At 72.9% G+C, this 21,846-nt stretch carries 19 protein-coding genes and 1 CRISPR repeat array; of the genes, 11 read left to right on the top strand and 8 right to left on the bottom strand.

Annotated elements, in window-relative coordinates:
• Positions 1-10: 10 nt before the first annotated feature.
• Entirely contained in the window at positions 11-427 is a 417-nt protein-coding gene (locus AB0G50_RS10045) for a hypothetical protein (protein WP_360104667.1), read from the bottom strand.
• Positions 428-876: 449 nt separating this feature from the next.
• On the opposite strand from AB0G50_RS10045, the gene AB0G50_RS10040 reads away from it, so the two are divergent.
• Positions 877-2,229: a hypothetical protein gene (locus AB0G50_RS10040; RefSeq protein WP_360104664.1), complete on the top strand. Its 1,353-nt coding sequence runs from the start codon at positions 877-879 to the stop codon at positions 2,227-2,229.
• Here the strand turns inward: AB0G50_RS10040 and cutA are convergent.
• The gene (gene cutA, locus AB0G50_RS10035) at positions 2,226-2,561 is read right to left on the bottom strand and encodes a divalent-cation tolerance protein CutA (RefSeq protein WP_360104661.1); all 336 of its coding nucleotides are present in this window, start codon (positions 2,559-2,561) and stop codon (positions 2,226-2,228) included. The genes AB0G50_RS10040 and cutA overlap by 4 nt on opposite strands.
• Positions 2,562-2,874: 313 nt before the next feature.
• A CRISPR array of direct repeats spans positions 2,875-3,636; the repeat unit is 28 nt; unit sequence GGACCACCCCCGCGTGCGCGGGGAACAC.
• 704 nt (positions 3,637-4,340) lie between these two features.
• Here cutA and AB0G50_RS10030 point away from each other — a divergent pair.
• Positions 4,341-5,642 (top strand): MFS transporter, encoded by a 1,302-nt coding sequence (locus AB0G50_RS10030; protein WP_360104658.1) that lies wholly within the window; start codon positions 4,341-4,343, stop codon positions 5,640-5,642.
• Here the strand turns inward: AB0G50_RS10030 and AB0G50_RS10025 are convergent.
• Positions 5,614-6,057 carry a MarR family transcriptional regulator gene (locus AB0G50_RS10025; RefSeq protein WP_360104655.1) on the bottom strand — a complete coding sequence of 148 codons (444 nt, stop codon included), beginning with the start codon at positions 6,055-6,057 and terminating at the stop codon, positions 5,614-5,616. The genes AB0G50_RS10030 and AB0G50_RS10025 overlap by 29 nt on opposite strands.
• A gap of 52 nt (positions 6,058-6,109) precedes the next feature.
• Between AB0G50_RS10025 and AB0G50_RS10020 the strand changes: the two genes are divergently transcribed.
• Positions 6,110-7,195 carry an FAD-dependent monooxygenase gene (locus AB0G50_RS10020; protein WP_360104652.1) on the top strand — a complete coding sequence of 362 codons (1,086 nt, stop codon included), beginning with the start codon at positions 6,110-6,112 and terminating at the stop codon, positions 7,193-7,195.
• A 36-nt stretch (positions 7,196-7,231) separates the two neighbouring features.
• Positions 7,232-7,798: a DUF664 domain-containing protein gene (locus AB0G50_RS10015; RefSeq protein WP_360104649.1), complete on the top strand. Its 567-nt coding sequence runs from the start codon at positions 7,232-7,234 to the stop codon at positions 7,796-7,798.
• A gap of 1,845 nt (positions 7,799-9,643) precedes the next feature.
• On the opposite strand, the gene msrA is transcribed toward AB0G50_RS10015, so the two are convergent.
• Positions 9,644-10,147, bottom strand: coding sequence for a peptide-methionine (S)-S-oxide reductase MsrA (gene msrA / locus AB0G50_RS10010; RefSeq protein ID WP_360104646.1), 504 nt, complete (start codon positions 10,145-10,147; stop codon positions 9,644-9,646).
• A gap of 141 nt (positions 10,148-10,288) precedes the next feature.
• Here msrA and AB0G50_RS10005 point away from each other — a divergent pair, with 141 nt between their 5' ends.
• Positions 10,289-10,945: a hypothetical protein gene (locus AB0G50_RS10005; RefSeq protein ID WP_360104643.1), complete on the top strand. Its 657-nt coding sequence runs from the start codon at positions 10,289-10,291 to the stop codon at positions 10,943-10,945.
• Positions 10,946-11,048: 103 nt separating this feature from the next.
• On the opposite strand, the gene AB0G50_RS10000 is transcribed toward AB0G50_RS10005, so the two are convergent.
• Entirely contained in the window at positions 11,049-12,254 is a 1,206-nt protein-coding gene (locus tag AB0G50_RS10000) for a glycosyltransferase (protein ID WP_360104641.1), read from the bottom strand.
• A 469-nt stretch (positions 12,255-12,723) separates the two neighbouring features.
• Here AB0G50_RS10000 and AB0G50_RS09995 point away from each other — a divergent pair, with 469 nt between their 5' ends.
• The gene (locus AB0G50_RS09995) at positions 12,724-13,866 is read left to right on the top strand and encodes a hypothetical protein (RefSeq protein ID WP_360104638.1); all 1,143 of its coding nucleotides are present in this window, start codon (positions 12,724-12,726) and stop codon (positions 13,864-13,866) included.
• 201 nt (positions 13,867-14,067) lie between these two features.
• Positions 14,068-14,628 (top strand): snapalysin family zinc-dependent metalloprotease, encoded by a 561-nt coding sequence (locus AB0G50_RS09990; RefSeq protein ID WP_360104636.1) that lies wholly within the window; start codon positions 14,068-14,070, stop codon positions 14,626-14,628.
• A 75-nt stretch (positions 14,629-14,703) separates the two neighbouring features.
• On the opposite strand, the gene AB0G50_RS09985 is transcribed toward AB0G50_RS09990, so the two are convergent.
• Genes AB0G50_RS09985 through AB0G50_RS09975 form a run of 3 tightly spaced genes read right to left on the bottom strand, consistent with a single transcriptional unit; the run spans position 14,704 to position 17,644 of the window.
• Positions 14,704-15,510 carry a carbohydrate ABC transporter permease gene (locus AB0G50_RS09985; protein ID WP_360104633.1) on the bottom strand — a complete coding sequence of 269 codons (807 nt, stop codon included), beginning with the start codon at positions 15,508-15,510 and terminating at the stop codon, positions 14,704-14,706.
• The gene (locus AB0G50_RS09980; protein WP_360104630.1) at positions 15,510-16,403 is read right to left on the bottom strand and encodes a sugar ABC transporter permease; all 894 of its coding nucleotides are present in this window, start codon (positions 16,401-16,403) and stop codon (positions 15,510-15,512) included. Before AB0G50_RS09980 ends, AB0G50_RS09985 begins: the two co-directional genes overlap by 1 nt.
• Positions 16,400-17,644: a sugar ABC transporter substrate-binding protein gene (locus tag AB0G50_RS09975; protein WP_360104627.1), complete on the bottom strand. Its 1,245-nt coding sequence runs from the start codon at positions 17,642-17,644 to the stop codon at positions 16,400-16,402. The genes AB0G50_RS09980 and AB0G50_RS09975 overlap by 4 nt, the downstream gene beginning before the upstream one ends.
• 200 nt (positions 17,645-17,844) lie before the next feature.
• On the opposite strand from AB0G50_RS09975, the gene AB0G50_RS09970 reads away from it, so the two are divergent.
• Genes AB0G50_RS09970 through AB0G50_RS09955 form a run of 4 tightly spaced genes read left to right on the top strand, consistent with a single transcriptional unit; the run spans position 17,845 to position 21,749 of the window.
• Positions 17,845-18,660 carry a sulfurtransferase gene (locus AB0G50_RS09970; protein ID WP_360104624.1) on the top strand — a complete coding sequence of 272 codons (816 nt, stop codon included), beginning with the start codon at positions 17,845-17,847 and terminating at the stop codon, positions 18,658-18,660.
• Positions 18,657-20,000, top strand: a complete 1,344-nt coding sequence (locus tag AB0G50_RS09965) for an FAD-linked oxidase C-terminal domain-containing protein (RefSeq protein ID WP_360104621.1) — start codon at positions 18,657-18,659, stop codon at positions 19,998-20,000. Before AB0G50_RS09970 ends, AB0G50_RS09965 begins: the two co-directional genes overlap by 4 nt.
• A 40-nt stretch (positions 20,001-20,040) precedes the next feature.
• A complete protein-coding gene (locus AB0G50_RS09960) occupies positions 20,041-20,757 on the top strand; it encodes a lysophospholipase (protein ID WP_360104618.1) in 717 nt (238 codons plus the stop codon).
• The gene (locus AB0G50_RS09955) at positions 20,754-21,749 is read left to right on the top strand and encodes a 2-dehydropantoate 2-reductase N-terminal domain-containing protein (protein WP_360104614.1); all 996 of its coding nucleotides are present in this window, start codon (positions 20,754-20,756) and stop codon (positions 21,747-21,749) included. Before AB0G50_RS09960 ends, AB0G50_RS09955 begins: the two co-directional genes overlap by 4 nt.
• Positions 21,750-21,846: the final 97 nt, after the last annotated feature.

Below are 21,846 nucleotides of genomic sequence, written 5' to 3'. Positions count from 1 at the left end.
CCGGCCACCACTAGGCCGCCGCCGAAGCGGGACCTGCCGACGTCTTCCCGCCGCGCCCTGCCGCCTGCTGGGGCGACACCATCTCCTCCGCCCAGATCGTGTACGCGATCCACCCGTCACGCACGTACGGCGTGACCTTCAGTCCACGGAACACCGCCGGTCGGAACGGCGTCCCCGCCAACGTCTCCGGCGGAATCGGCTGGTGCTCCGCGGCAATCTTCACCACCTGACCGGTGTTCTTGCCACGAGCCGACGGGTCCGTTCCCTGGATCGTCCACACCGGCAGCCCGGTGACCTTGTCGACGGCCGGTCGGGGCGACTTCCCCTCGGAGTACTCCGAGGCGCGCTCCACGCTCAGCACGAAGAAGCCGTCCGGGAACAACTCGTCGAACGTAATCGGAAACCTGTGCCCACCTGGAATCGCCATGTCATTTCCCCGTTTTGTCAGTGTCGCCCTTGTGCGACTTGGTCCACTGGTCTGTGTCGCTCGCGTTTTTGATGAGAAGTTCCCCGACGACTCGTGCGTCATCTCCCGAGAACTTCAAGTCACGCTCGCCCGGAACCGACAGGACGACCGAGTCACGATCGGTGTAGACCCATCCGTACTGTTCGGACCCGTCCGTCTCCGGCGGCGACACGGAAGGCCGCTCCGCGTCTCCGGAGCCCTGGCCCGCCGTGGTTGCCATCCAACGCCCTTTCCGTTTGTGGCCGGTCTGCCACGTATAGATTCGGCCACCAGGCGGCATCCCTGTCGGAACAGCGCGCATACGCCGCAACGCTGTGGTCTGCACGTATGTGCCCCGCGCATACGTGCTGGTCAGCGAATTGCTTAGCAGGTACACTCATATGTATTGGCCGACTCATCGGGGGATATGAATGTCGGACGCTCCACTCAACGACGACGAGTTCTGGTCGCAGCCGGCACTGGTGCAGGCATTGCGGGAACGCCACATCGGCCGGGTGATGCGCGCCTACCGAAGGGCGCACGACCCGGAGGTGAAGCAGGTCGACCTAGGCCGGTGGATCGGCCTCAGCCAGGGGCAGTTGAGCCGAGTCGAGCGTTCCGCAGTCGCGGTGACCGATCTGGCGAAGCTCCTCCCGTGGGCCGAGGCGATGAAGATCCCCCGACACCTCCTGTGGTTCACGTGGCCGGAAGTGGTGCCCGCGGAAACCTCGGAGCCCGAAACCCCCGCCGACATCGACACGACAGCGGAAGGACAGGAAGTGCGACGCCGAGATTTGCTCAGGGCGGCAGGAATCGCAGCCACCGCCGCGAGCGTCGACCTCATCACCAACTCACCGTGGCAGCGCCTACAGGACTCGGTGGACCGGGACCGCCCGGTGGACGACGCGACGGTCCGCCTCATGCAGGACCGCACCGCCGACCTGTTCCAGACCGAGGAAACCGTGCCCGCGAGCCAACTCCTAGACTCGCTGGAGAGCCACGACCGCACCTTGCACTCACTGCTCAAGAACGTCAGGTCGGAGACCGCGCGCCGTGACCTGGCGGTGTCCCTAGGAGAAACCAAGGTCCTGACGGGCTGGGTGCTGTTCGACACCGGCAGGGGCAACGAGGCCGCGAACGCGTGGCGCGAAACCCTCAAAATCGCCAAGGCCGTGGACGACGGCGCACTTGCCGCGTGTGCGCTGGGGTACTGGAGTTACCTCGCGTCGTCGCGCAACGACACCGGACCAGCCGCGAAACTCCTCCAGCAGGCACACGACCTGGTTCCTGGATCGTCCGCTCCCGCAACGCGTTCGTGGATCGCAGCCCGCCAAGCCGAAGAACTCGCCCGACTCGGCGACGACACGGGCGCGCTCCGCTCGATCGAGCGAGCCATGACCACGTTCGACTTCGCCCAGCCGCGGACCGAACGCCCGTGGACGAGCTTCTTCTCCGCGAGCCGCTTGGGGAGCCTGGCCGTGTCGACCTACACCACGTTGCAGCACCGGGAAGCCGACGAGGTCGCCTCATCGCTGCTGGATTCCTTGTCCCCCAGGGACAACAAGGTCCGCGCCCTCATCCTCGCGGACCTGGCGACCTCCGCGGCGTCCACTCAGGACTACGACCGTGCGGGTGAACTGGCGACCAAATCGGGCCGGCTGGCCGTGCGGACAGAGGCGAGCTTGGCCAAGACCCGCCTTCTCACCCTGGCCTCAACCCTGCCCACCGTGAAAGGCGGCCCGGAACGCGCGTTGCGCAACCAGATCGCGACCGCCCTCCACTAGTTCCCCGAGTCGGCCCGCGTCTCCTCGGTGATCCACCGCAGGTAGTCCGGGTTCCCGCCGAGGATCGGCAGCGCGACCACCTCGGGTGTGTCGTACGAGTGGTTCGCCTTGATGAACGCCGTCAACTCCTCAAGCCGATCCCGAGCCGACTTGATCCACAGTTGCCACTCCTGGTCATCCTGAACAGCGCCGTCCCACCGGTAGACACTCCGGATCGGGCTGCTGATCTGCACACACGCCGCAAGCCGAGCCCCCACGATGGCCTTGGCCAACTCAGCAGCCCGCTCCGCGCTGTCGGTGGTCGAGATGACCACCACATGCTCATCCGTCACGTCGTCCCTCTCTCGCGTACACCCGCCGCCGAGCGTAGCGAGCCGTACCGCAGGCCATCAGTGACGAACGAGTCGTTGAAGAATTCAGCTTTATGAGATCAAGGCGCGCCGCCTGCGGCGCCGCGCAACACCCGCCTGGCTCGCGTTGCGCCGGCCCCCCGCATCGCGGCACGCCGAGCTCCCGCTCCGCTCCGCCCGGCGACCGCGCGCGGAGCCGCCGCACCCGGTCGGGCGGCGACGCGCACATCAACGACTCACCAGCTGATGGATTCTCCGCCCAGAGACACAGCGTGAGGCCCAGGTGCCGGAGGTACGGACCACCCCGCATGCGCGGGGACCACAAGGAGACGCCGTACGTGGTCGTCCACTCCACGGGACTACCCCCGCGTGCGCGGGGAACACGTCACGGTCGCGAAGGAGGATCACGTCCCCTGGGGACCACCCCCGCTGTGCGCGGGGAACACGCCATCACCACCATCAACACGAAGTAGAACGTCGGACCACCCCCGCGTGCGCGGGGAACACGCGTCGAGCCGGTGCAGCAGTCCCCACTCGCCGGGACCACCCCCGCGTGCGCGGGGAACACACCACTCCAGCAGCCCGGGAAATCGGGGGCGAAGGGACCACCCCCGCGTGCGCGGGGAACACTCCGCGCCGGTCGGCCGGGTCGGGGAACCCGACGGACCACCCCCGCGTGCGCGGGGAACACCCGGCGATCCAGCGCTCTTCGTCGGCCTCCACCGGACCACCCCCGCGTGCGCGGGGAACACAACTCGCGGGTCTCGCGCTCCAGCCGCCGCTGCGGACCACCCCCGCGTGCGCGGGGAACACGCCAGCGTCGGCAGCACGGCTGCCCGGTCGCGGGACCACCCCCGCGTGCGCGGGGAACACACGCTCCACATCGCACCGCCGTGGCACCACGCGGGACCACCCCCGCGTGCGCGGGGAACACTAGCTCCACCCGCCGGTCGGGGACCACAAGAGCGGACCACCCCCGCGTGCGCGGGGAACACCGTCGAGCAGGACCAGGTGGAGCCCGCCGTCGAGGGACCACCCCCGCGTGCGCGGGGAACACACTTCCTGACCTGGTATTTTTCCACCCTACACCTGGGTTTTCATTCGGTGCATGACAGTCTCGGAATCGAACTGACGGTGTCCGATTCCGACGGGCCACCACTACTCCCTTGGCTGGCACCCAGCCCGCACGAACGGCAAACGCAGGCTGTCCCCGCGAAGGCCCTGGGATTGTTTAACACCGGGCCAACGGCATCAAGGGCGCTTCGCGTCGCTGCGCGATGGCCTACGGCCACCCTTGACACCGCCGTCCCGGTGCTAACTGCGGCAGGGGCCGGGGGAACGGGGGCGAAAAGCCCGCGGGACCCAACGGAACCGATGTCGACAGCCTGAAAGCGAGGCGGCAATGCGGGGAACGCGGACCAGGCAGCCCGGACAGGTAGCGCTCTGGGGTATCTACGAACTCGACAACATCGCGATTGCTCACGTCAACCGCGCCGCTGCTCACCACCGGCCCAAGCCCGAGCCAACCCCCGTGTTCCCCAGTCCGGCGCCTAGGGCATCGCTGGCCCCTGCCTTCTTCACCGGAGAGGACTGCACCCCTGTCTTCCTCTCCCCGGTCCGGACTCCAACCCGCCCCCGACCCATCATCCACAGTGGAGCCAGAGGCCGACTGTGATCATCTTCCAGGCCGTGCACAGGCCGTCAGACATCCCGACGCACCCAGATGCAACCGGATCGAACGAGAACAAACCAGCAGCTCAGATGGGTTGGCCGCAGAAGTCGAGCCAGGTCCGCCGACCGGGCGAAGAGAACTACGACTTCTTCCTCTACGGCACCGCCGCCGCGCTGGTGTTCGACAAGGTGTTCTTCCCGGTCGGCGACCCGCTCACCGGCGTGCTGCTGGCCCTGCTGACCTACGCCGTCGGCTTCCTCGCGCGACCGTTGGGCGGGGTGGTGTTCGGGCACCTGGGCGACCGGGTCGGCAGGCGGCGGACGTTGTCGCTGAGCCTGGTCGTGATGGGCGGCGCGACGGTGGCGATCGGGCTGGTCCCCTCCTACGCCGCCATCGGGGTCGCCGCGCCGGTGCTGCTCACCGTGCTGCGGCTGGTTCAGGGGTTGGCGCTGGGCGGTGAGTGGGGTGGCGCGGTGCTGCTGGTGGCCGAGCACGGTTCGGCGGCGCGGCGCGGGTTCTGGAGCAGTTGGCCGCAAACCGGTGGGCCGCTGGGGAACCTGATCGCGACCGGGGTGCTGGCGCTGCTGGGACTCGGCGTGACCGACGAGGAGTTCCTCGCGTGGGGGTGGCGGATCCCGTTCCTGCTGTCCGCGGTGCTGGTCGGCCTCGGGGTGTGGTTGCGGCACGCGGTGGAGGAGTCGCCGCTGTTCCTGGCCGCGCGCGGGTCCGCGCCCGCCCGCGCGCCGATCGCGGTGGTGCTGCGCCGGCACCTCGGGGCGGTGGTGATCGCGGCGCTGGCCAACGTCGGCGAGAAGGCGACCTACTACACGTTCAGCATCTTCCTGATCTCCTACCTGACCCAGGTCGTGCACCTGCCGAAGAACGCGGTGCTGCCCGCGATCACCATCGCCTCGGTGTGCCAGGTCGTGGCGATCCCGCTGGGCGGCCTGCTGTCGGACCGGGTCGGCCGGCGGCCGTGCTCGCTGGTGCTCGCCGTGCTGATCGCCGGGTGGGCGCTGGTCGGCCTGCCGCTGGTGGACGACGGCCGGTTCGGCTCGGTGGTGACCGTCGTCGCGGTCGGGTTGACCCTGCACGGCCTGCTCACCGGGTCGCAGGCGGCGTTCTTCGCCGAGCTGTTCCCGAGCGCGGTCCGCTACACCGGCGCGTCGCTGGGCTACCAGTCGGCGACCGTCGTCGGCGGGTCCGTCGTGCCGATCGCCGGCGTGGCGCTGCTCCAGCGGTTCCCGTCGACGGTGCCGGTGGCGCTGCTGCTGTGCGCGGCGCTCGCGTGCACGGTGATCGCGTTCCTGTCCTCCGGCGAGACGCGGCGGCGGGACCTGCGCGACATCGGCGCGGAGCCGGTCAGTCCCGACCCGCGGCGTGGTCGATGAACCGGGCCAGCAGGTCGTGCAGCTGACGCCGTTCGGCGGGTGAGAGCGGCGCGAACAGGTCGGTCATCACCTCCTCGGTGGTGGTCGTCGCGGCGGCCAGGCGGTCGCGGCCGGCCGGCGTGATGTGCACGGCGTGGCTGCGGCGGTCCCGCTCGTCCTTGCGGCGGTCGGCCAGACCGCGCCGTTCCAGCTCGTCGATCAGGTAGACCATCGAGGACTTGTCCATCTGGAGCCGGTCGACCAGCGCGCGCTGGCTGAGCGGGCCGGCGTCGGCCAGGCAGGTCAGCACGCCCAGGTGGCGCAGTTCGAGCCGGTGGGTCTGGAGCGCGCGGTTGGTCGCGGCGCGGGCGTAGCGGTGCGCCAGGTACAGCTGCCCGCCGAGTTGCGCGCCGAGCCGGTCGTCGGAGTCGTCCACCGGGCCATTATGACCGATGACAGATCGTCTGTTTTCAGATAGCTTTTCCAGCATGAAGGTTGTCATCGTGGGCGCCGGGTTGGCCGGGCCCCTGCTCGCCCAGGGCCTGACCCGCGCCGGGATCACCGTCGAGCTGTACGAGCGGGACCGCGCCGACCGGCCGGCCCAGGGCTACCGCGTCCACCTGGAGCCCGAGGGCGACCTGGCGTTGCGCGAGTGCCTGTCCCCCGACCGCTACGAGCAGGTCGTGGCCACGTCCGGCAAGCGCGGCACGGGAGTCCGGATCCTGTCCCCCGGTCTGGAGGTGGTGCACGAGATCCTGGTGCCCGAGTCGGCCGAGACCGACGAGACCGGGCACCACCGCACCGTGGACCGCGGCACGTTGCGCCGCCTGCTGCTGGAAGGGCTCGAGCTGCGCGACGGCGCGTCGTTCGAGCGCTACGAGCTGCTCCCGGACGGTCGGGTGCGGACGTTCTTCGCCGACGGCGCGGTCACCGACGCGGACCTGCTGGTGGGCGCGGACGGCACGTACTCCCCCGTGCGCGGCCAACTCCTGCCGCACGCGGTGGTCGAGGACACCGGGCAGGCCACGATCTTCGGCCGGACCCCGCTGACCGAGCGCTCACGGCCGCTGGTGCCGGCCGCCGCGCTGGACGGGTTCTGCGCGGTCGCGGGCGACGACGGGCGGTTCATGCCGTTGGCGGCGCACGAGTACCGGTCCGGTGGCGAGGACTACCTGATGTGGGTGATCGGCGCGCCGCGGTCCCGGTTCCCGGCCGACCTGGCCGCGTTGGACCAGTCGAGCCTGCGGGACACCGCGGCCGACCTGGTCGCCGACTGGCCTGCCCCGCTCGCGGGCCTGGTGCGGTTGAGCGAGCCGAACTCCTTGTACGCCACCACGATCCGCTCGGCCCGTCGACCGCCCCGGTGGGACACCGTCCCGGTGACGCTGATGGGCGACGCCGCGCACACGATGGTGCCGGCCGGGATCGGCGCGGCCGTCGCGCTGCGCGACGCCGCCACCCTGTGCCGCGGGCTGACGAGCGGCGAGTCCTTGTCGGACGCCGTGCGCGGTTACGAGAACGCCATGCTGGACTACGGTTTCGCCGCCGTGGAGCGGTCCCGGCGCGCCGGCTGACCGCGAGTGTCGGTGGTCGGCGTTACGGTGACCCGCATGACGGATGACGACTACCCGTGGGAGCCACCGCTCGCGGGCACCGAGGCGGAACACCTGCTGGGCGCGCTCGACCGGTTGCGCACCACGTTCCGGTGGAAGGCCGACGAGTTGGACGCGGCCGGGTTGAGCACCCGCGTGGGCGCGTCGACGCTGACGCTGGGCGGCCTGCTCAAGCACCTGGCGTTCGCCGAGGACCTGATGTTCAGCGTGAAGCTCGACGGCACCCCGATCGGGCCGCCGTGGGCCGCCGTGGACCGGGCCGAACTCCGGACGTGGTCGTTCACCTCGGCCGCCGCCGACACCCCGGAGCAGCTCTACGCCCAGTGGGACACCTCGATCGCCCGCTCCCGGGCACGGTTGGCCCGTGCGGTGGCCGAGGGCGGGCTCGACCAGCCCGCGCACCTGTCCGACGGCGAGGGCCGGCACCCGAGCCTGCGCCGCCTGGTGTGCGACCTGATCGAGGAGTACGGCCGGCACACCGGACACGCCGACCTGATCCGCGAGGCCGTGGACGGCCGGGTCGGTGAGGACCCGCCCGCCGGCTGGCGGCCCCGCAGCGTCTGAGGTTCGGGGCCGGACGGCGGCCGAGAAGGTGCCGTGCCCGGTCATCGGGCCGCGACTCCGGGCCGCGTTGCGCGAGGCGGGCGCGCCGGCGGAGTTCTTCGCCCGGCCCGAGGGGCAGGAGTGGCGCGGGTGGGACGCGGGTCGGCTGCTCGCGCACCACGTGCCGGCCGAAGGTGACACCGCGACCTGCCGCTCCGCTCGCTCGCGCCGGGCACAGTCCGGTGGGAGGCACGCTCTGGTCTCGGTGGGCCGCGGGCGTCGACCTTCGCCGACGGGACGACCGCGACCGCGGACCTGGTGATCGGCGCGGACGGCGCGTCCTCCCGGGTTCGCGCGGCGCGCCGGCGGCGGTCACCTGCGCGTGTAGGTGATCCGCCGCCCGGCTCGCGGCGGCCGGGATGCGGCCCGAGGGCATCCGGGCGCACCCGCCGACCGAGTGCGCGGAGTGGTCGCGGGTCTGTTCCGGCTGATCACCACCAACGACGGCCCGTATGTGGACCGCCTTTCGCCCTGTCCGCGCCGCACACCCGGGAGCACCCGCCCACCGCGACGCTCCTGGGCGACGCCGCGCACTTCGTGCCGCCGCTCGGGGTCGGCGTCGACCCGGTCGTGCTCGACGCCGGCGCACTCGCCCTCGCGCCGACCCGCTCGGCCACCGTCCCCCGACCGGTGCTCGGGCCCGCACCATGGCCCGACCCGACGCCGCTTTCCTGGCGCTGCCACCCTGAATCCGCTTACCGCTCCTCGCGTCGATCATCGTGACGCTGTCGGTCGCCACTCCCGCCCACGCGGACACCGGACGGGGCGCGGTGCGGTCCTCGGCGGTGATCACCGCGCTGTCCCGCGCGGAGGTCGGCACGCTGCTCGCCGGTGCCGGGGTCGACACCCGGATGGCGCGGTACGGCGTCGACGCCTACCGCCTCGAGTACCGCACGGTGGGCGCGGACGGGCGGCCGGTCCGGGCGAGCGGCGCGCTCGCGCTGCCCCGCCGGGCCACGACACCGCGCACCGTCGCGTTCGCCCACGGCACGATCGCCGCGCGGTACGAGGCGGGCTCAGTCGGTCCGGACACGCGGCGGATCGCGCCGATCGCGTTCGCGGCGGCGGGCAACGCGGTCGTCGCGCCGGACTACCCGGGGCTGCGCACCGGGGAGGGCACGCACCCGTACCGCGACCTGCCGGCGGAGACCGCGTCGGCGGTGGACCTGCTGCGCGCCGCCGATACCGTCATCACCGCCCGGCTCGGCCGGACACCCGCGCGACGGGTGTTCAGCACCGGGTTCTCCCAGGGCGGCCCGGCGGCGTTCGCGCTGGGCCGCGCGCTCCAGGAGGGCGTCGACCGGCGGTCCGCCCTCGGCGCGGTCGCGGGCGTCAGCGGCGTGCACGACCTGTTCGGCACCCCGTTCCCGGAGGCGCTCGCGGGCCGGGTCGCACCGCGCCCGGCCACCCTCTCCACCGCGTACCACCTGGTCGCCGCCAACCGGGTGCGCCACCTGTACCCGGACCCGGCGACGGCGTTCACCGCGCCGTACGACGCGATGGTGGAAGGGTTGTTCGACGGGCTGCACCACGCCGCCCGGCCCGGGACCTGCTGCTCCAGCCGCCGGACGCGCTGCGCGCCGCGTCGGACGGCAGTCGCGCGGGGTGGACGCCGCGGGTGCCGGTCGCGCTGTTCACCGTCGGGACCGGCTCGCGGCTCGGGGTGTCACCGCGTCGGTGACCCAGGTCGGCGCGGTCGACCACAACCTCCCGACCGCGCTCGCCCAACCGCTGATCGCGGACTTCGTCGCGCGCCGAGCCGCGGTCCGAGGGGGACGCGCGCGTCCCCCTCGACGGCACCGGCGCTCAGCGCTCGCCGAGCTGCCACTCCGGCCGCACGTAGTGGCACGTGTAGCCGTTCGGGTAGCGCTCCAGGTAGTCCTGGTGCTCCGGCTCGGCCTGCCAGAACTCGGCCGCCTGCGTCACCTGCGTGACGACCCGAGCCGGCCACCTGCCGGACGCGTCGACGTCGGCGATGGTCGCCTCGGCGACCCGCTTCTGCTCGTCGGTCTCGTAGAAGATCGCCGAGCGGTAGCTGTCGCCGATGTCGTTGCCCTGGCGGTCGACGGTCGTCGGGTCGTGGATCTGGAAGAAGAACTCCAGGATCTGCCGGTAGCCCAACAGCTCCGGGTCGAACACGATCTCGATGGCCTCGGCGTGCCCCGCGTGGTTGCGGTAGGTCGCGTTCGCGACGTGGCCACCCGTGTAGCCGACCCGGGTGGAGACGACGCCGGGGTGCCGCCGGAACAGGTCCTGCATGCCCCAGAAACACCCGCCCGCGAGGACGGCCTTCTCGGTCACCGCGCCCATCTGCCGGCTCCCTCCTGCACTGTGGTCGGTACCCGTGTTCGGGCACCCGTTCCCCAGAACACTGCCACGCACCCCGGTCATCCCGCCTCCCCTGTGACCCACACCCCTCCCGTTGTCGGTGCTCCGGGATACGGTGCCGGCGTGAGCACGCGAAACATCACATGGGACGAGGCGACCGAGCTGTTCGAGCGGCGCGGCCTGCCCCGGTCGACCTGGGAGAGCCTGTACGAGGGCGAGTACGTCCTGCACACCGGGAACGCCGTCGTGGACGGGAACTTCCCGTTGTTCACGGCGGAGGACCACCCGTGGGACGAGGAGACGCCCGAACGGGACATCGGCTACGTCGTGGACGGCGATCTGACGGTGTCGGGCGGTATCTACGACGAGGACGACGGCTCGGCGGCGTTGGTGGTGCTGGGGAACCTGACGGTGTCCGGCGTCCACCTCACCTGCGACCCGAAGATCGTCGTCACCGGCAACACGACGGCGGACGTCGTGTTCGGCCAGAACACCGACAAGTACCTGGTCTTCCACGGCGACCTGCGCGCCGCGGCGCAGAAGTGGACCGACGAGTGCTACCCGGACCTGGTCGGCGGCACGCTGGCGGGTCACCTCGACCTGCCGCCGTACGCCACCGACCCGGCCGAGTACCTGGGCGCGGCGAAGGTCGAGCCCGCCGAGGGCGTGCCGGCCGACGTGCTGGTGCCCGAGGTGCTCGACGACGAGGGCCGGGTGGACGACGAGGCACTGCGCGACCGCCTCCTGGCAGGCCTCCCGCTGCGCCGCGACCGGTCCTGACCACCGGGCCGGCGCGGTGGTGATCACCGCGCCGGCCGCACCGGTCCGACACGAGCCGACCCTCGGTCGAACCACCCGAGCCCGCGGCGCAGGTCCGGGCCGTTCAGCCGCGGTCGGCGGCGTCGAGCAGGCGGGCCGCGACGTCGGTGCCGTCGCCGCGGATCGTGCCCGCGACCCGCTCGGCGGTGGCGGCCGTCCTCGGGGCGAGGGCGTGGGCGAGGGCCTCGGAGAGGGAGTCGGCGGTCGGCGGGATGGCCGGGTGGGCCGCGCCCAGGCCCAGGTCGTGGACCCGGCGGGCGAAGTAGTGCTGGTCGTAGTGCTGCGGCACGACGACCTGGGGCGCGCCCGCCCGGGTGGCGGCGGTGGTGGTGCCGGCACCGCCGTGGTGCACGACGGCCGCGACCCGGCGGAACAGCGCCGGGTGGTTCACCTCACCCAGCGACAGGCAGTCGGGGTCCTCCGGCGCGACCAGGTCCGCCCACCCCCGGGACACGATCGCGCGGCGGCCGTGGGCGCGGGCCGCGTGCAGCATCGCCTCGCCGAGGCCCGACGGGGTGCGGATGCTGCCGAAGCCGAAGTAGACGGGTGGTTCGCCCGCGTCGAGGAACGCCTCCACCTCCGGGGGCAGCGGTCGTCCGTCGGGCAGCAGCCACGCGCCGGTGGGCACCACGTCGAGGTCCGCGGCGCCCGGCCAGGGCGCCAGCACGGGGTCGGCGGCGAGCCACGGCCGGTCGGTGACGATGTGGCCGCGCACGTCGGGCACCGGAGGCAGACCCAGCGCGGTCCGGTGGGCGTCGAGCGCCACGCCCCACGAATCGCGCCACCGCCGCGCGTCCCGAGCCCAGAGTTCGGTGTTGTCCTCGGCGTCGGCATTCGGCCCCTCGCCCCGCCACGCGGGCGGCGCGTGGTGCGGTGACGGCAAGGAAATCGGGCAATAGGCGGCGTAGTGGTAGCGAATTCCGCGCAGTTCGGCGATCGACCGCAACGCTATTTGCAACGCGCCCGCCGCGATCACCACGTCGCACCCCTCGGCGGCCGCCGGCAACACCTCGAACTGCGTCGCCACGGTCGCCTCCGCGATCCGCCGCATCATCTCCGGCGAGGGCGCGACCGGCGGGCCGGCCTTCGCGGTCGGGCGCACCCGCGGACCCAGCGGGACGAACGGGATCCCCTGGTCCTCGACCCACGCGCGGAAGTCCGGCGGTGCGCACACCCGGACCTCCCGACCGAGCGCGGCCAGCCGGCAGGCCAGGGCCAGCACCGGCTGCACGTCGCCGCGCGACCCGATCGTGGACAGCAACACCCGCATCGACAATTCCCCTTCCCGGAACCAGGAACGGAATTCTGGACCGGCACCGGGGCCTTGCCGCAAGTGCCCCACCCTGCTATATCTTGGAATGGGAAAGAGGCCTCGACGCACCCGTTCCGACCGAAATCGGTCCACAGTGGACGGCGCCCCCAAGATCGACGTCCGTGCCGCCGGTTGGTGAGTTCGGGAAAACGTGAGAGTGTGGTGTCACACGGCCCGGGTTCGGGCCGTCCTCACCCGTGGTTCCGCGACCTTCCGCGCGCGGCCACCGATCCCGGCCCGGCTCGGCGCGTCCGCGACCAGGCCCGTTCCGCCGCTTCCCGGTGCGCTCCGCGCCGCGCGGTGCACGCTGCTCTCTCCGTCCTCACCACCGGGTGCGGCCGACCCGACTCACCCCGCACGGAGGATCCCCATCAGCCTTTCCACCCCGCTGCCGCCCGCCGTCCACGCTCCCCGCTCGCTCACCGACGTGTACGCCTCCGACGTCGCCGTGTGCGCGCGCCCGGCCCAGGAGCCCGCCGTGCCGACGGCGCGGCACCGCACCACCCGCGACGCGCTCTCCGCGCGACCGATCGCGATCGCCGGCGACACGACGTTGATCTGTAGCGCGGGCGGAACGGACCCGGAACTGCTGGCGCGGTTCCACGACGGCGGCCTGCCGGTGGGCGCGGACCTGCGCGCCTTCGACAGCGAGGCCGGTTTCACGGCGCGGGTGGCCGAGGCGATGGCCGACGGTCTGCTGCTCTCGATGGAGTACCCGCAGCCCACCGCGCTGTGCCCGGACGAGCGCGCGGTCAAAACGGCGCGGCTGGTCGGCTACCTGAACAACAAGGCGAGCATCAGCACGTTCGTCGACCCGCGCTTCCAGGCCCGGCGCAGCGTCGTGTCGCGCGCCGACCTGGCCGACGCCGCGCCGGCCGAGAAGTCGTGGGTGCTCAAGGCCGCGACGGACGACGCGCACGGCGCCAGCCTCGACGTGTACCTGCACCAGGCGGGCGATCCGATCGCCCTGCCCGCGTTCGCCGACCTGCTCGGCGAGTTCGTGATCGAGGAGTACCTGCACATCCGGCGCAACTGGGGCATCCAGCTCTACGTGGGCCCGGACGCGGTGGCCAGGCTGCTGGCCGTGACCGAGCAGCGCGTCGACGGGAGCGGGATCTACGTCGGCGGCCTGTTCGGCGACGTCACGCCGCTGCCCGCGGACCTGCTCGCGGAGTGCCTGGCGATCACCCAGCGCGCCGCGGACGTGGGCTACCGGGGCATGTGCAGCCTCGACTGCGCGCAGACGGGTGACGGCCGGTTGGTGATGCTGGACCTCAACTTCCGGATCACCGGCGGCTCGATCCCCTTGCTGGCACTGGAATCGGCCCGTCCCGACGCGCTCGCCGGGTACGCCGAGTCGGTCAAGCTCGCGGTCGCCGCGCCGATGGCGCAGCTGCTCGCGGACCTGACGCCCGCGCTCGCCGCCGGCGGACTGCTGGTCACCTCCGGGCACGACACCACCCGCACCGACAACCCGGTCCGGCAGAGCACGGTGCAGCTGCTGGTGTTCGGCGACGACCCCGAGGACGTGACGGCCCGCCGCACGGCGCTCGAGGCGAAAACCGGCTGAGCACCGGCCCCCTGTCGCGCCCCGCAGCGTCCACAGTGGAGGGTGCGGGGCGCCGTCGGCCGCGGTGTTATGCGCTGGTGTGATCTCCCGGGCCGATCACCGCGTGCCCTACGGTGGGGTGACCGGACGCGCCGGACCCTCTCCCCCGCGCGCGTCCGTCCCCTGCACATCCGACCGCCGCACGGCGGAGGGAGTCACCCCGTGTTCCGACTGAAACTCGTCCCTGCCCTGGTCGCGCTCGGCGTCGCGATCGGGTCGGTCGCCGCGCCGACCGCGATCGCCGCGCCGGCGCAGGCCGTCCGCACCATCTACTACGACTCGTCCCGGGCCGCGGAACTCGCGCCCCAGGTCGACCAGGCCGCCCAGATCTGGAACAACGGCGTGACCAGCGTCCGGCTGGTCAAGGGCTCGGGCGGCGTCACGGTGACCACCGCGCAGAACGGCTCCGCGCCGGGCACCGCGAGCTGCGTGGGCTGCACCCGCGGCCAGATCTACTTCTACCGCAACCAGATCACCCAGTCCGGCGCGGGCACGCTGCGGGTGATCGTGCACGAGTTCGGCCACATCCTGAGCCTGAACCACCCGTCGGACATCGGGAACTGCGACAAGGTGATGGCGGGCGGGCGCTGCGACAACCCCAACCCCAACGCGGCCGAGCGCGCGGCGGTCCAGCGCTTCTGGAGCAGCCCGGCGCGCACCGGCACGACGAACGGCCCCGACGAGCGCGGCGTGCACGAGGCACCGGCGAAGGCCGCGGTCTGACCACGTCCGCGTCGGGCCGGCCCCTCCAGTCTCCCACGGGCCGACCCGGCGCGGACGTGCCACGCGGGCACGACGTCAGCCGGTCACACCGGTTTCGGTGACACCGCGGACCAGGTGGCGTTGCAGCAGCACGAACACCAGCACGATCGGCAGCAGCGACACCGCGGCCGCCGCGAACAGCAGCGTCACCCGGGGGTTCTGCGCGGTGAGCAGGCTGGACAGCGCGACCTGGACCGTCCAGGTGGAGGAGTCCTGGGCGATGATCAGCGGCCACAGGAACTGGTTCCAGCTGCCGATGAAGTCGATGACCGCGATCGCGGCGAAGAACGGGCCCGAGTTCGGCGCCACCACGCGCCAGAACACCCCCCAGCGGGACAGGCCGTCGAGCCGGCCCGCCTCCTCCAGCGCGACCGGGAAGTCCAGGAAGTACTGCCGGAACAGGAACACGTTCAGCGCGCTGAACAGGCCGGGCACCACCAGGCCGCGCAGGTCCGAGAGCCAGCCCAGGCTCGACACCACCACGAAGCTCGGCACGAACGTCACCGAGGTCGGCACCATCAGCGTCGCCACCACCGCGTAGAGCACGGCCGAGGAGTGCCGGTAGGGCACCCGGGCCAGCCCGTAGCCCGCCAACGAGCAGAGCAGCAGTTGGCCCGCCGTCTGGAGCACGGCGATCACCGTCGAGTTCAGCAGGCTGCGCGCGAACGGCACCCGGTCGTCCGCGAACACACCCTCCACAGTGGACCACCCGGTGCCGAGGCCGTCCCGGACCAGCAGCGCGAACGGCAGCAGGAACAGCACCGCGGCCACCAGCAGCGCCGCCCAGCGCGCGACGGCGGCCAGCCTGCCCGCGGTGGTGCGGGAGTACCCGACGGGGAGCATCAGTCCGCCTTCCGGAACACCCGGCCGGACAGCAGGGTGGCGAGCGCGATCACCAGCGCGAGGACGACCGCGCCCGCGCTGCCGCGACCCAGGTCCTGCCCGCCGGAGCCGAGCGAGGTGTAGTACAGGTAGACCAGCGGCGGCCGGGCGAACGGCGGGTAGCCGCGCGAGTCGCCGAGGATGTTGTAGAACTCGTCGAACGCCTGGTAGGCGTTGATCAGGTTCAGCGTCAGCACGGCCACCAGCGCGCCGCGCAACCCGGGCAGCGTCACGTGCCGGAAGGTCTGCCACCCGGGCGACGCGCCGTCGGTCCACGCCGCCTCGTACAGGTGCGCCGGAATCCGTTGCAGCGCCGCGAGGAACAGGATCAGGTAGAAGCCCAGTTGCAGCCACAGCCGGGCGGTCACCAGCACGACCCAGTACAGCGGCGGGTGCACGGTGCCGATCCACGCCTGGGGTTCCCCTCCGAACCAGCCGAGCACGGTGTTCGCCACTCCGCTGTCCAGGCCGGAGAACAACGACATCCGCCACACCAGCGCGGCGACCACGTAGGAGCAGGCGAACGGCAGGAAGAACACCGACCGGAAGAACGCCCGCGCCACCGGGACCCGGTCCACCAGCAGGGCCAGCACCAGCGCGAGCACCACCGTGGTGGGGATGATCGCCGCGGCGAACACGGTGAACGTGCCGATGCTGTCCAGGAACGCCCGGTCGGTCAGCACGTCCGCGTAGTTGGCGAACCCGACGAACTCGGTCGGCGTCACGGTGTTGCGCGCGTCGAACAGGCTCAGGTAGGCGCTCCAGCCGATCGGCACGTAGGTGAAGACCAGCAGGCCCGCCGCGAACGGGCCGACGAACAGCCAGAACGCGAGCGCGGCGCGCCGGCGGCTCACCGATCCAGCCGCGCGATCTCGTCCCGCGCCACGTCCAGCGCCGCGCGGAGCTCGCCCGCGGGTTGCGCGCCCTCGCGGGCGATCCGGGACACCGCGTCGGACAGCGCCGTGTTGGCGCGCGCCGACCACCGGGCCGGGCTCGCGATGCGACCGCCGGCGGTGACGAAGCCGACGATCTCCTTGCCCGGACCGGAGCGCAGCGGCTCGGCCTTGGCCGCCAGGCTCTCCCGGGCGGGCAGGTGCGAGCCGAACGCGGTGGCGAACTCGGTCTGGTAGTCGGTCTTCTCGACCCACAGCCACTTCACGTACGCCTTGGCCGCCTCCACGTCGGCGCTGCGCGCGTTCACCATCGCGCTGAACGCGCCGACCGGCACCGAGTCCGCGCCGTTCGCGTCCAGCCGCGGGAACGCCAGCACGCCGACGTCCGCGCCGTGGGCCGCGGTGATCTTCGGCAGGTTCCACAACCCGGTCCACTGCATGGCGACCAGCCCGTCCACGAACGCGCCGGGGTCGGCCCAGTCGGTCGGCGCGCCGAGCAGCAGCCCGCCGCCCTGGTGCAGGTCGCGCAGCCTGCCGAACACGGTCGCGGCGCGCGGGTCGTCGAAACCGGGTGCTTTGCCGTCCTGGGACAGGAAGTCCAACCCGGCGGCCCACAGCAGCGGGCCGGTGAGCACCGCGACGCCGCCGTCGTTGCCGGCGAACAGGCCGCGGACGCCGCCCGAGGTGAGCCGCTTCGCCGCGTCGACCAGCTCGTCCACGGACTTCGGCGGCGTGACGCCCGCCTTCGCGAGCAGGCTCGGCCGGTAGAACAGCACCTGGGTGTCGATGGCCTGCGGCACCCCGTAGAGCCTGCCGTCGACGGTCTGCGCGTCGAGCAGCGTGCGCACGAAGTCGTCGCGGGTGTCGCCGAGCACGTCGTCCAGCGGCACGACCTGCTTCTGCCGCACCCAGTCGACCTTGACCTGCGCCTCGAACACGTCCGGCACCGCGCTGTTCTGCAACGCGGTCAGCACCTTCGAGTCGTAGTCGCCCGGGTTCCACTGCACCTCGACCTCGGCGTTCGGGTACGCGGCGGCGTAGCGGCGCACCGCCTCCTGCACCCCGTCCTCGCCGTACGCGTGGTACCAGTGGCTCAGCGTCCCCTTGGCCGATCCGCCGCGCCCCGTGTCGGACCCGCACGCCGCGAGCCCGAGAAGTCCGGCGACCACGAGGAACGACCGCCGATCCAGTTCCTTGACCATGCCCCACCCCCAGTTCGATCACGGAAAGTATCGATCCGGTGATCGCCTGTCGAGCACTCCCACCCGTCAGGACCCCCTTGCACCTTCCACCACCGCGACCTCGTCCGCATCCCCGCCGCCGGTGGATCACGATTCCTGATCGGTCGCGATCGGAGATTGCGAACGGTGCTCGGGGGTGGGTCGCGCCTAGCATTTCGGGCGTGACCGTCACCATTTCCGCAGCCGAGCTGCACGACCGGCTCGACCACGTCCGACTGCTCGACGTCCGGTGGCGGCTGGGCGTCCCGGACGGCCGTCCCGCGCACGCCGAGGGCCACGTCCCGGGCGCGGTCTACGTGGACCTGGAGTCGACCCTGGCCGCGCACCCCGGTCCGGGCGACGGCCGGCACCCGCTGCCCGACCGCGCCGCGTTGCAGGAGGCGGTCCGGTCCTGGGGCGTCCACGACGGCGACGTGGTCGTGGCGTACGACGACATCGGCAACCTGTCCGCCGCGCGCGCCTGGTGGCTGCTGCGCGACGCGGGCGTGGACGTGCGGCTGCTCGACGGCGGGCTGGCCGCGTGGGTCGCGGCGGGGTACCCGCTGGAAACCGGCGCGGTGACGCCCGAGCCGGGCACGGCGACGCTCACCGGCGGCGGGCTGAAGGCCATCGACATCGACCAGGCGGCGGCGTGGCCGGGGGTGCTGCTCGACGCGCGGGCGGGCGAGCGGTACCGGGGCGAGGTCGAGCCGGTGGACCCCAGGGCGGGCCACATCCCCGGCGCGGTCAGCGCGCCCACGGGCGACAACCTCGGCGCGGACGGCGCGTTCCTCGCCCCCGAGGCGCTGCGCGAGCGGTTCGCCGCGCTGGGCGTGCGGGCGGGCGAGGCGGTCGCGGTGTACTGCGGGTCGGGCGTCACGGCCGCGCACACCGTGGCGGCGCTGCGGATCGCGGGCATCGACGCGGCCCTCTACCCCGGCTCGTGGTCCCAGTGGTCGAGCGACCCGGACCGCCCGGTCGCGACGGGGTCCCGGTGAGCCTCACCGCGCTCACCGCCGGCCTCGCGGCCTGGTCGACCGATCCCGACGAGCTGGCCAGGGTGTCGGTCGACCGCTCGGGCGCGGTGCCCGACGGGGTGCCGGACCTGGTGGTGTTCGCCAAGAACGTCGAGGACGTGCGGCGCACGGTGGCCCACGCCGCGCGGCACGGGGTGCCGGTCGTGCCCCGGGGCGCGGGTTCCGGTGTCGCGGGCGGCGCGCTCGCAGGCGCCGGGTCGATCGTGCTGGACCTGTCCGGGCTCGACCGGATCGTGGAACTGCTGCCGGACGAGGCGATCGCGGTCGTGGAGCCCGGCGTGATCACCGCCGACCTGGACGCCGCCGCGACCGCGCACGGGCTGCGGTACGCGCCCGACCCGGCCAGCGCCGCGTTCTCCACCATCGGCGGCAACATCGCCACCAACGCGGGCGGGCTGCGCTGCGTGAAGTACGGGGTGACCCGGGACGCGGTGCTCGCCGTCGACGCGGTGCTGGGCGACGGAACCCTGGTCCGCACCGGGCGGCGCACCATCAAGGGCGTCACCGGCTACGACCTCACCGGCCTGCTGGTCGGCTCCGAGGGCACCCTCGGGGTGATCGTCGGCGCGACCGTGCGCCTGTCGCCGCTGCCGACCTCGACCGCCACCGCCGCCGCGTTCTTCGCCACCGCGCGGGACGCCGTCGCGGCCGTCACCGCGGTGCAGCGCCGCGGGTTGCGGCCGTCCACCGCCGAACTGCTCGACCAGGCCACGCTGGTGGCGATCGACCAGGCCCGGGGCACCGACCTGCACACCCGCGGCGAGGTGTTCCTGCTGGTGCAGACCGACGGGTACGGCGCGGAGGCCGAGATGGCCGAGGTCGACCGGGTCGTGCGTCCGCTCGCCACCGCGTTCGAGACCACGACCGACCCGGAGGTCGCGGACCGCCTGGTCGCGACCCGCCGCGCCGCGCTGCCCGCGATCGAGCGGCACGGGCGGGTGCTGATCGAGGACATCGCCGTGCCGCGGTCGCGCCTGGCCGAGTCGATCACCGAGATCGGCGCGATCGCGGACCGCACCGGGGTGCGGATCTTCGTCTTCGCGCACGCGGGCGACGGCAACCTGCACCCCATCGTCGCCGCCGACAGCGCGCCGCCCGAGCAGGTCGACCGCGCGGTCGCGGCGATCTTCGAGCACGCCCTCGCCGTCGGCGGCACGCTCACCGGCGAGCACGGCGTCGGTGTGCTGAAACGGCCCTGGCTCGCCGCCGAACTGGGTGAGCCGCTGCTCGACCTGCACCGCCGGGTCAAAGCGGTGTTCGACCCCGCCGGGGTGCTCAATCCCGGCAAAGCCGTCCGATGACCGACACCCGGCGCACCTCCACCGAACCCGGAGCCCCCGCATGACCACCTCCTACGACAACCCGCCCCACCTCGCCCCCCGCGGCACGGTCGTGGTGCTGCCCGGACGCGGCGAGGACGCCGCCGTCTACGAGCGCCTCGGCCTGCGGCTGGCCTTCGACGCCTACCGCGTCCGGGTGCTGGACGACCCGACCCGGGACCCGGAGGCGGCCACCGCGGCCGTCCGGGACCTGCTCACCGAGGACGCGCCCGGGCCGCACGTGCTCCTGGGTTCCGACACCGGCGCGCTGTTCGCGGCGCTGCTCGTCGCCGAGCGGACCGTGCCGGCGGCCGGGCTGGTGCTCGCCGGGTTGCCGGCCGGGTCCGCGCCCGCGGACGCACCCGACTGGGAGGCGGAGTTGGAGGCGCGCACGACGTGCCCCACGCACCGCAACCGGCTGGCCGAGGACCCGGAGTTCCGGCGCGGCGCGCTGTGGACCGCGCCGCCGGAGGGCTGGGCCGACCGCGCGACCCCGTCGCTCGTCGACGTCCCGGTGCTCGGCGTGCACGGCGCGGACGACGTGGTGTCCACAGTGGACGACGCGCGGAACTGGTTCGCCCGGCTGCCGCACGGTGAGCTGGTCAGCCTCGCGGGCACCGCGCACGACGCGCTGAACAACCAGACCCACCGCACCGCCGCCGCGCTCGTCGTCCGCTTCCTGGAACGACTGCGGCTCGGCGCGGACCTGCCGGCCGTCGAACGGGTGGAGGTGTCGTGACCCGCTACGTGGTGATCGGCGCGGGCGCGGTCGGCGCCACCACCGCCGCGCAGCTGCACCTGGCCGGCCGCGAGGTCGTGCTGGCGGCTCGGGGCGCGCACCTGGAGGCGTTGCGCGCCAACGGGTTGCGCTACATCCGGCCGGACGGCGTGACGACCGTGCGACTGCCCGTGGTCGGCGAGCCGGGCGAGTTGGGGCTCAAGCCGGACGACCTGCTCGTGCTGGCGACGAAAACCCAGGACGCGGACGCGGCGCTCGCGGCGTGGGCGTGGCAACCGGTCGGCGGCGGGGTGGCGGCGGGCGAGCTGCCCGTGCTGACGGTGCAGAACGGGCTCGACGCCGAGCGCAGCGCGTTGCGGCGCTTCGGCACCGTGTTCGGCGCGGTGTCGTGGTCGCCGTCGAGCCACGTGGCGGCGGGCGAGGTCGTGTCACCGGCCGCGCCGATCGCGGGCGTGTTCTGGATCGGCCGCTACCCGACCGGCGGCCACCCGGCGCTGGCGGACCTCGCGGCCGATTTCGCCGACGCCGACCTGCTGACCGAGATCGTGCCGGACGTCGTGCCGTTCAAGGCGGGCAAGCTGGTGTCGATCCTGCCCAACGCGCTGGACGCGCTGTTCCCGGCGAGCCCGCTGCGCGACCGGGCGGCCGAACTGCTGCGGCGGGAGGCCCGGGAGGTGTTCGCGGCGGCCGGGATCCGGGTCGCGGACCTGGTCGGGGAAACCGCGCGGGACCTGTCGGGTTTCGCGTCGCGGCCGATCCCCGGTCACGAGCGCGGCGGCGGGTCGACGTGGCAGAGCCTGGTGCGCGGCGCGACGGTCGAGTCGGAGTTCCTCAACGGGGAGATCGTCCTGCTGGCCCGGTTGCACGGACGTGAAGCGCCCGCGAACGCGGCCGTGCTCGCCCGGATCGCCCGTGCCGCGGCGGTCGGCGAACCCGCCAGGTCGCTCACCGACGACGACCTCCGCGCGACGCTGCCGGAACTGGAGGGGTAGGCCCGGGGGCTTCGCGGCTGGTTGGCAAGAGCGGTGACGTCGCGTTCTCACATGCCGGTCAGGCATCTCGAAACCGGGGCCGATCGGCTCTAATCGG

Source organism: Actinosynnema sp. NPDC020468, assembly GCF_040642015.1.
Taxonomy (GTDB): Bacteria; Actinomycetota; Actinomycetes; order Mycobacteriales; family Pseudonocardiaceae; genus Actinosynnema.
This window is presented reverse-complemented; position numbering and strand designations above follow the sequence as displayed.

Excerpts from the sequence above, each read along its gene's own strand:
- AB0G50_RS10045 (WP_360104667.1), bottom strand. The coding sequence starts at position 427 with ATGGCGATTCCAGGTGGGCACAGGTTTCCGATTACGTTCGACGAGTTG.
- AB0G50_RS10040 (WP_360104664.1), top strand. The coding sequence starts at position 877 with ATGTCGGACGCTCCACTCAACGACGACGAGTTCTGGTCGCAGCCGGCA.
- AB0G50_RS10030 (WP_360104658.1), top strand. The coding sequence starts at position 4,341 with ATGGGTTGGCCGCAGAAGTCGAGCCAGGTCCGCCGACCGGGCGAAGAG.
- AB0G50_RS10020 (WP_360104652.1), top strand. The coding sequence starts at position 6,110 with ATGAAGGTTGTCATCGTGGGCGCCGGGTTGGCCGGGCCCCTGCTCGCC.
- AB0G50_RS10015 (WP_360104649.1), top strand. The coding sequence starts at position 7,232 with ATGACGGATGACGACTACCCGTGGGAGCCACCGCTCGCGGGCACCGAG.
- msrA (WP_360104646.1), bottom strand. The coding sequence starts at position 10,147 with ATGGGCGCGGTGACCGAGAAGGCCGTCCTCGCGGGCGGGTGTTTCTGG.
- AB0G50_RS10000 (WP_360104641.1), bottom strand. The coding sequence starts at position 12,254 with ATGCGGGTGTTGCTGTCCACGATCGGGTCGCGCGGCGACGTGCAGCCG.
- AB0G50_RS09985 (WP_360104633.1), bottom strand. The coding sequence starts at position 15,510 with ATGCTCCCCGTCGGGTACTCCCGCACCACCGCGGGCAGGCTGGCCGCC.
- AB0G50_RS09975 (WP_360104627.1), bottom strand. The coding sequence starts at position 17,644 with ATGGTCAAGGAACTGGATCGGCGGTCGTTCCTCGTGGTCGCCGGACTT.
- AB0G50_RS09960 (WP_360104618.1), top strand. The coding sequence starts at position 20,041 with ATGACCACCTCCTACGACAACCCGCCCCACCTCGCCCCCCGCGGCACG.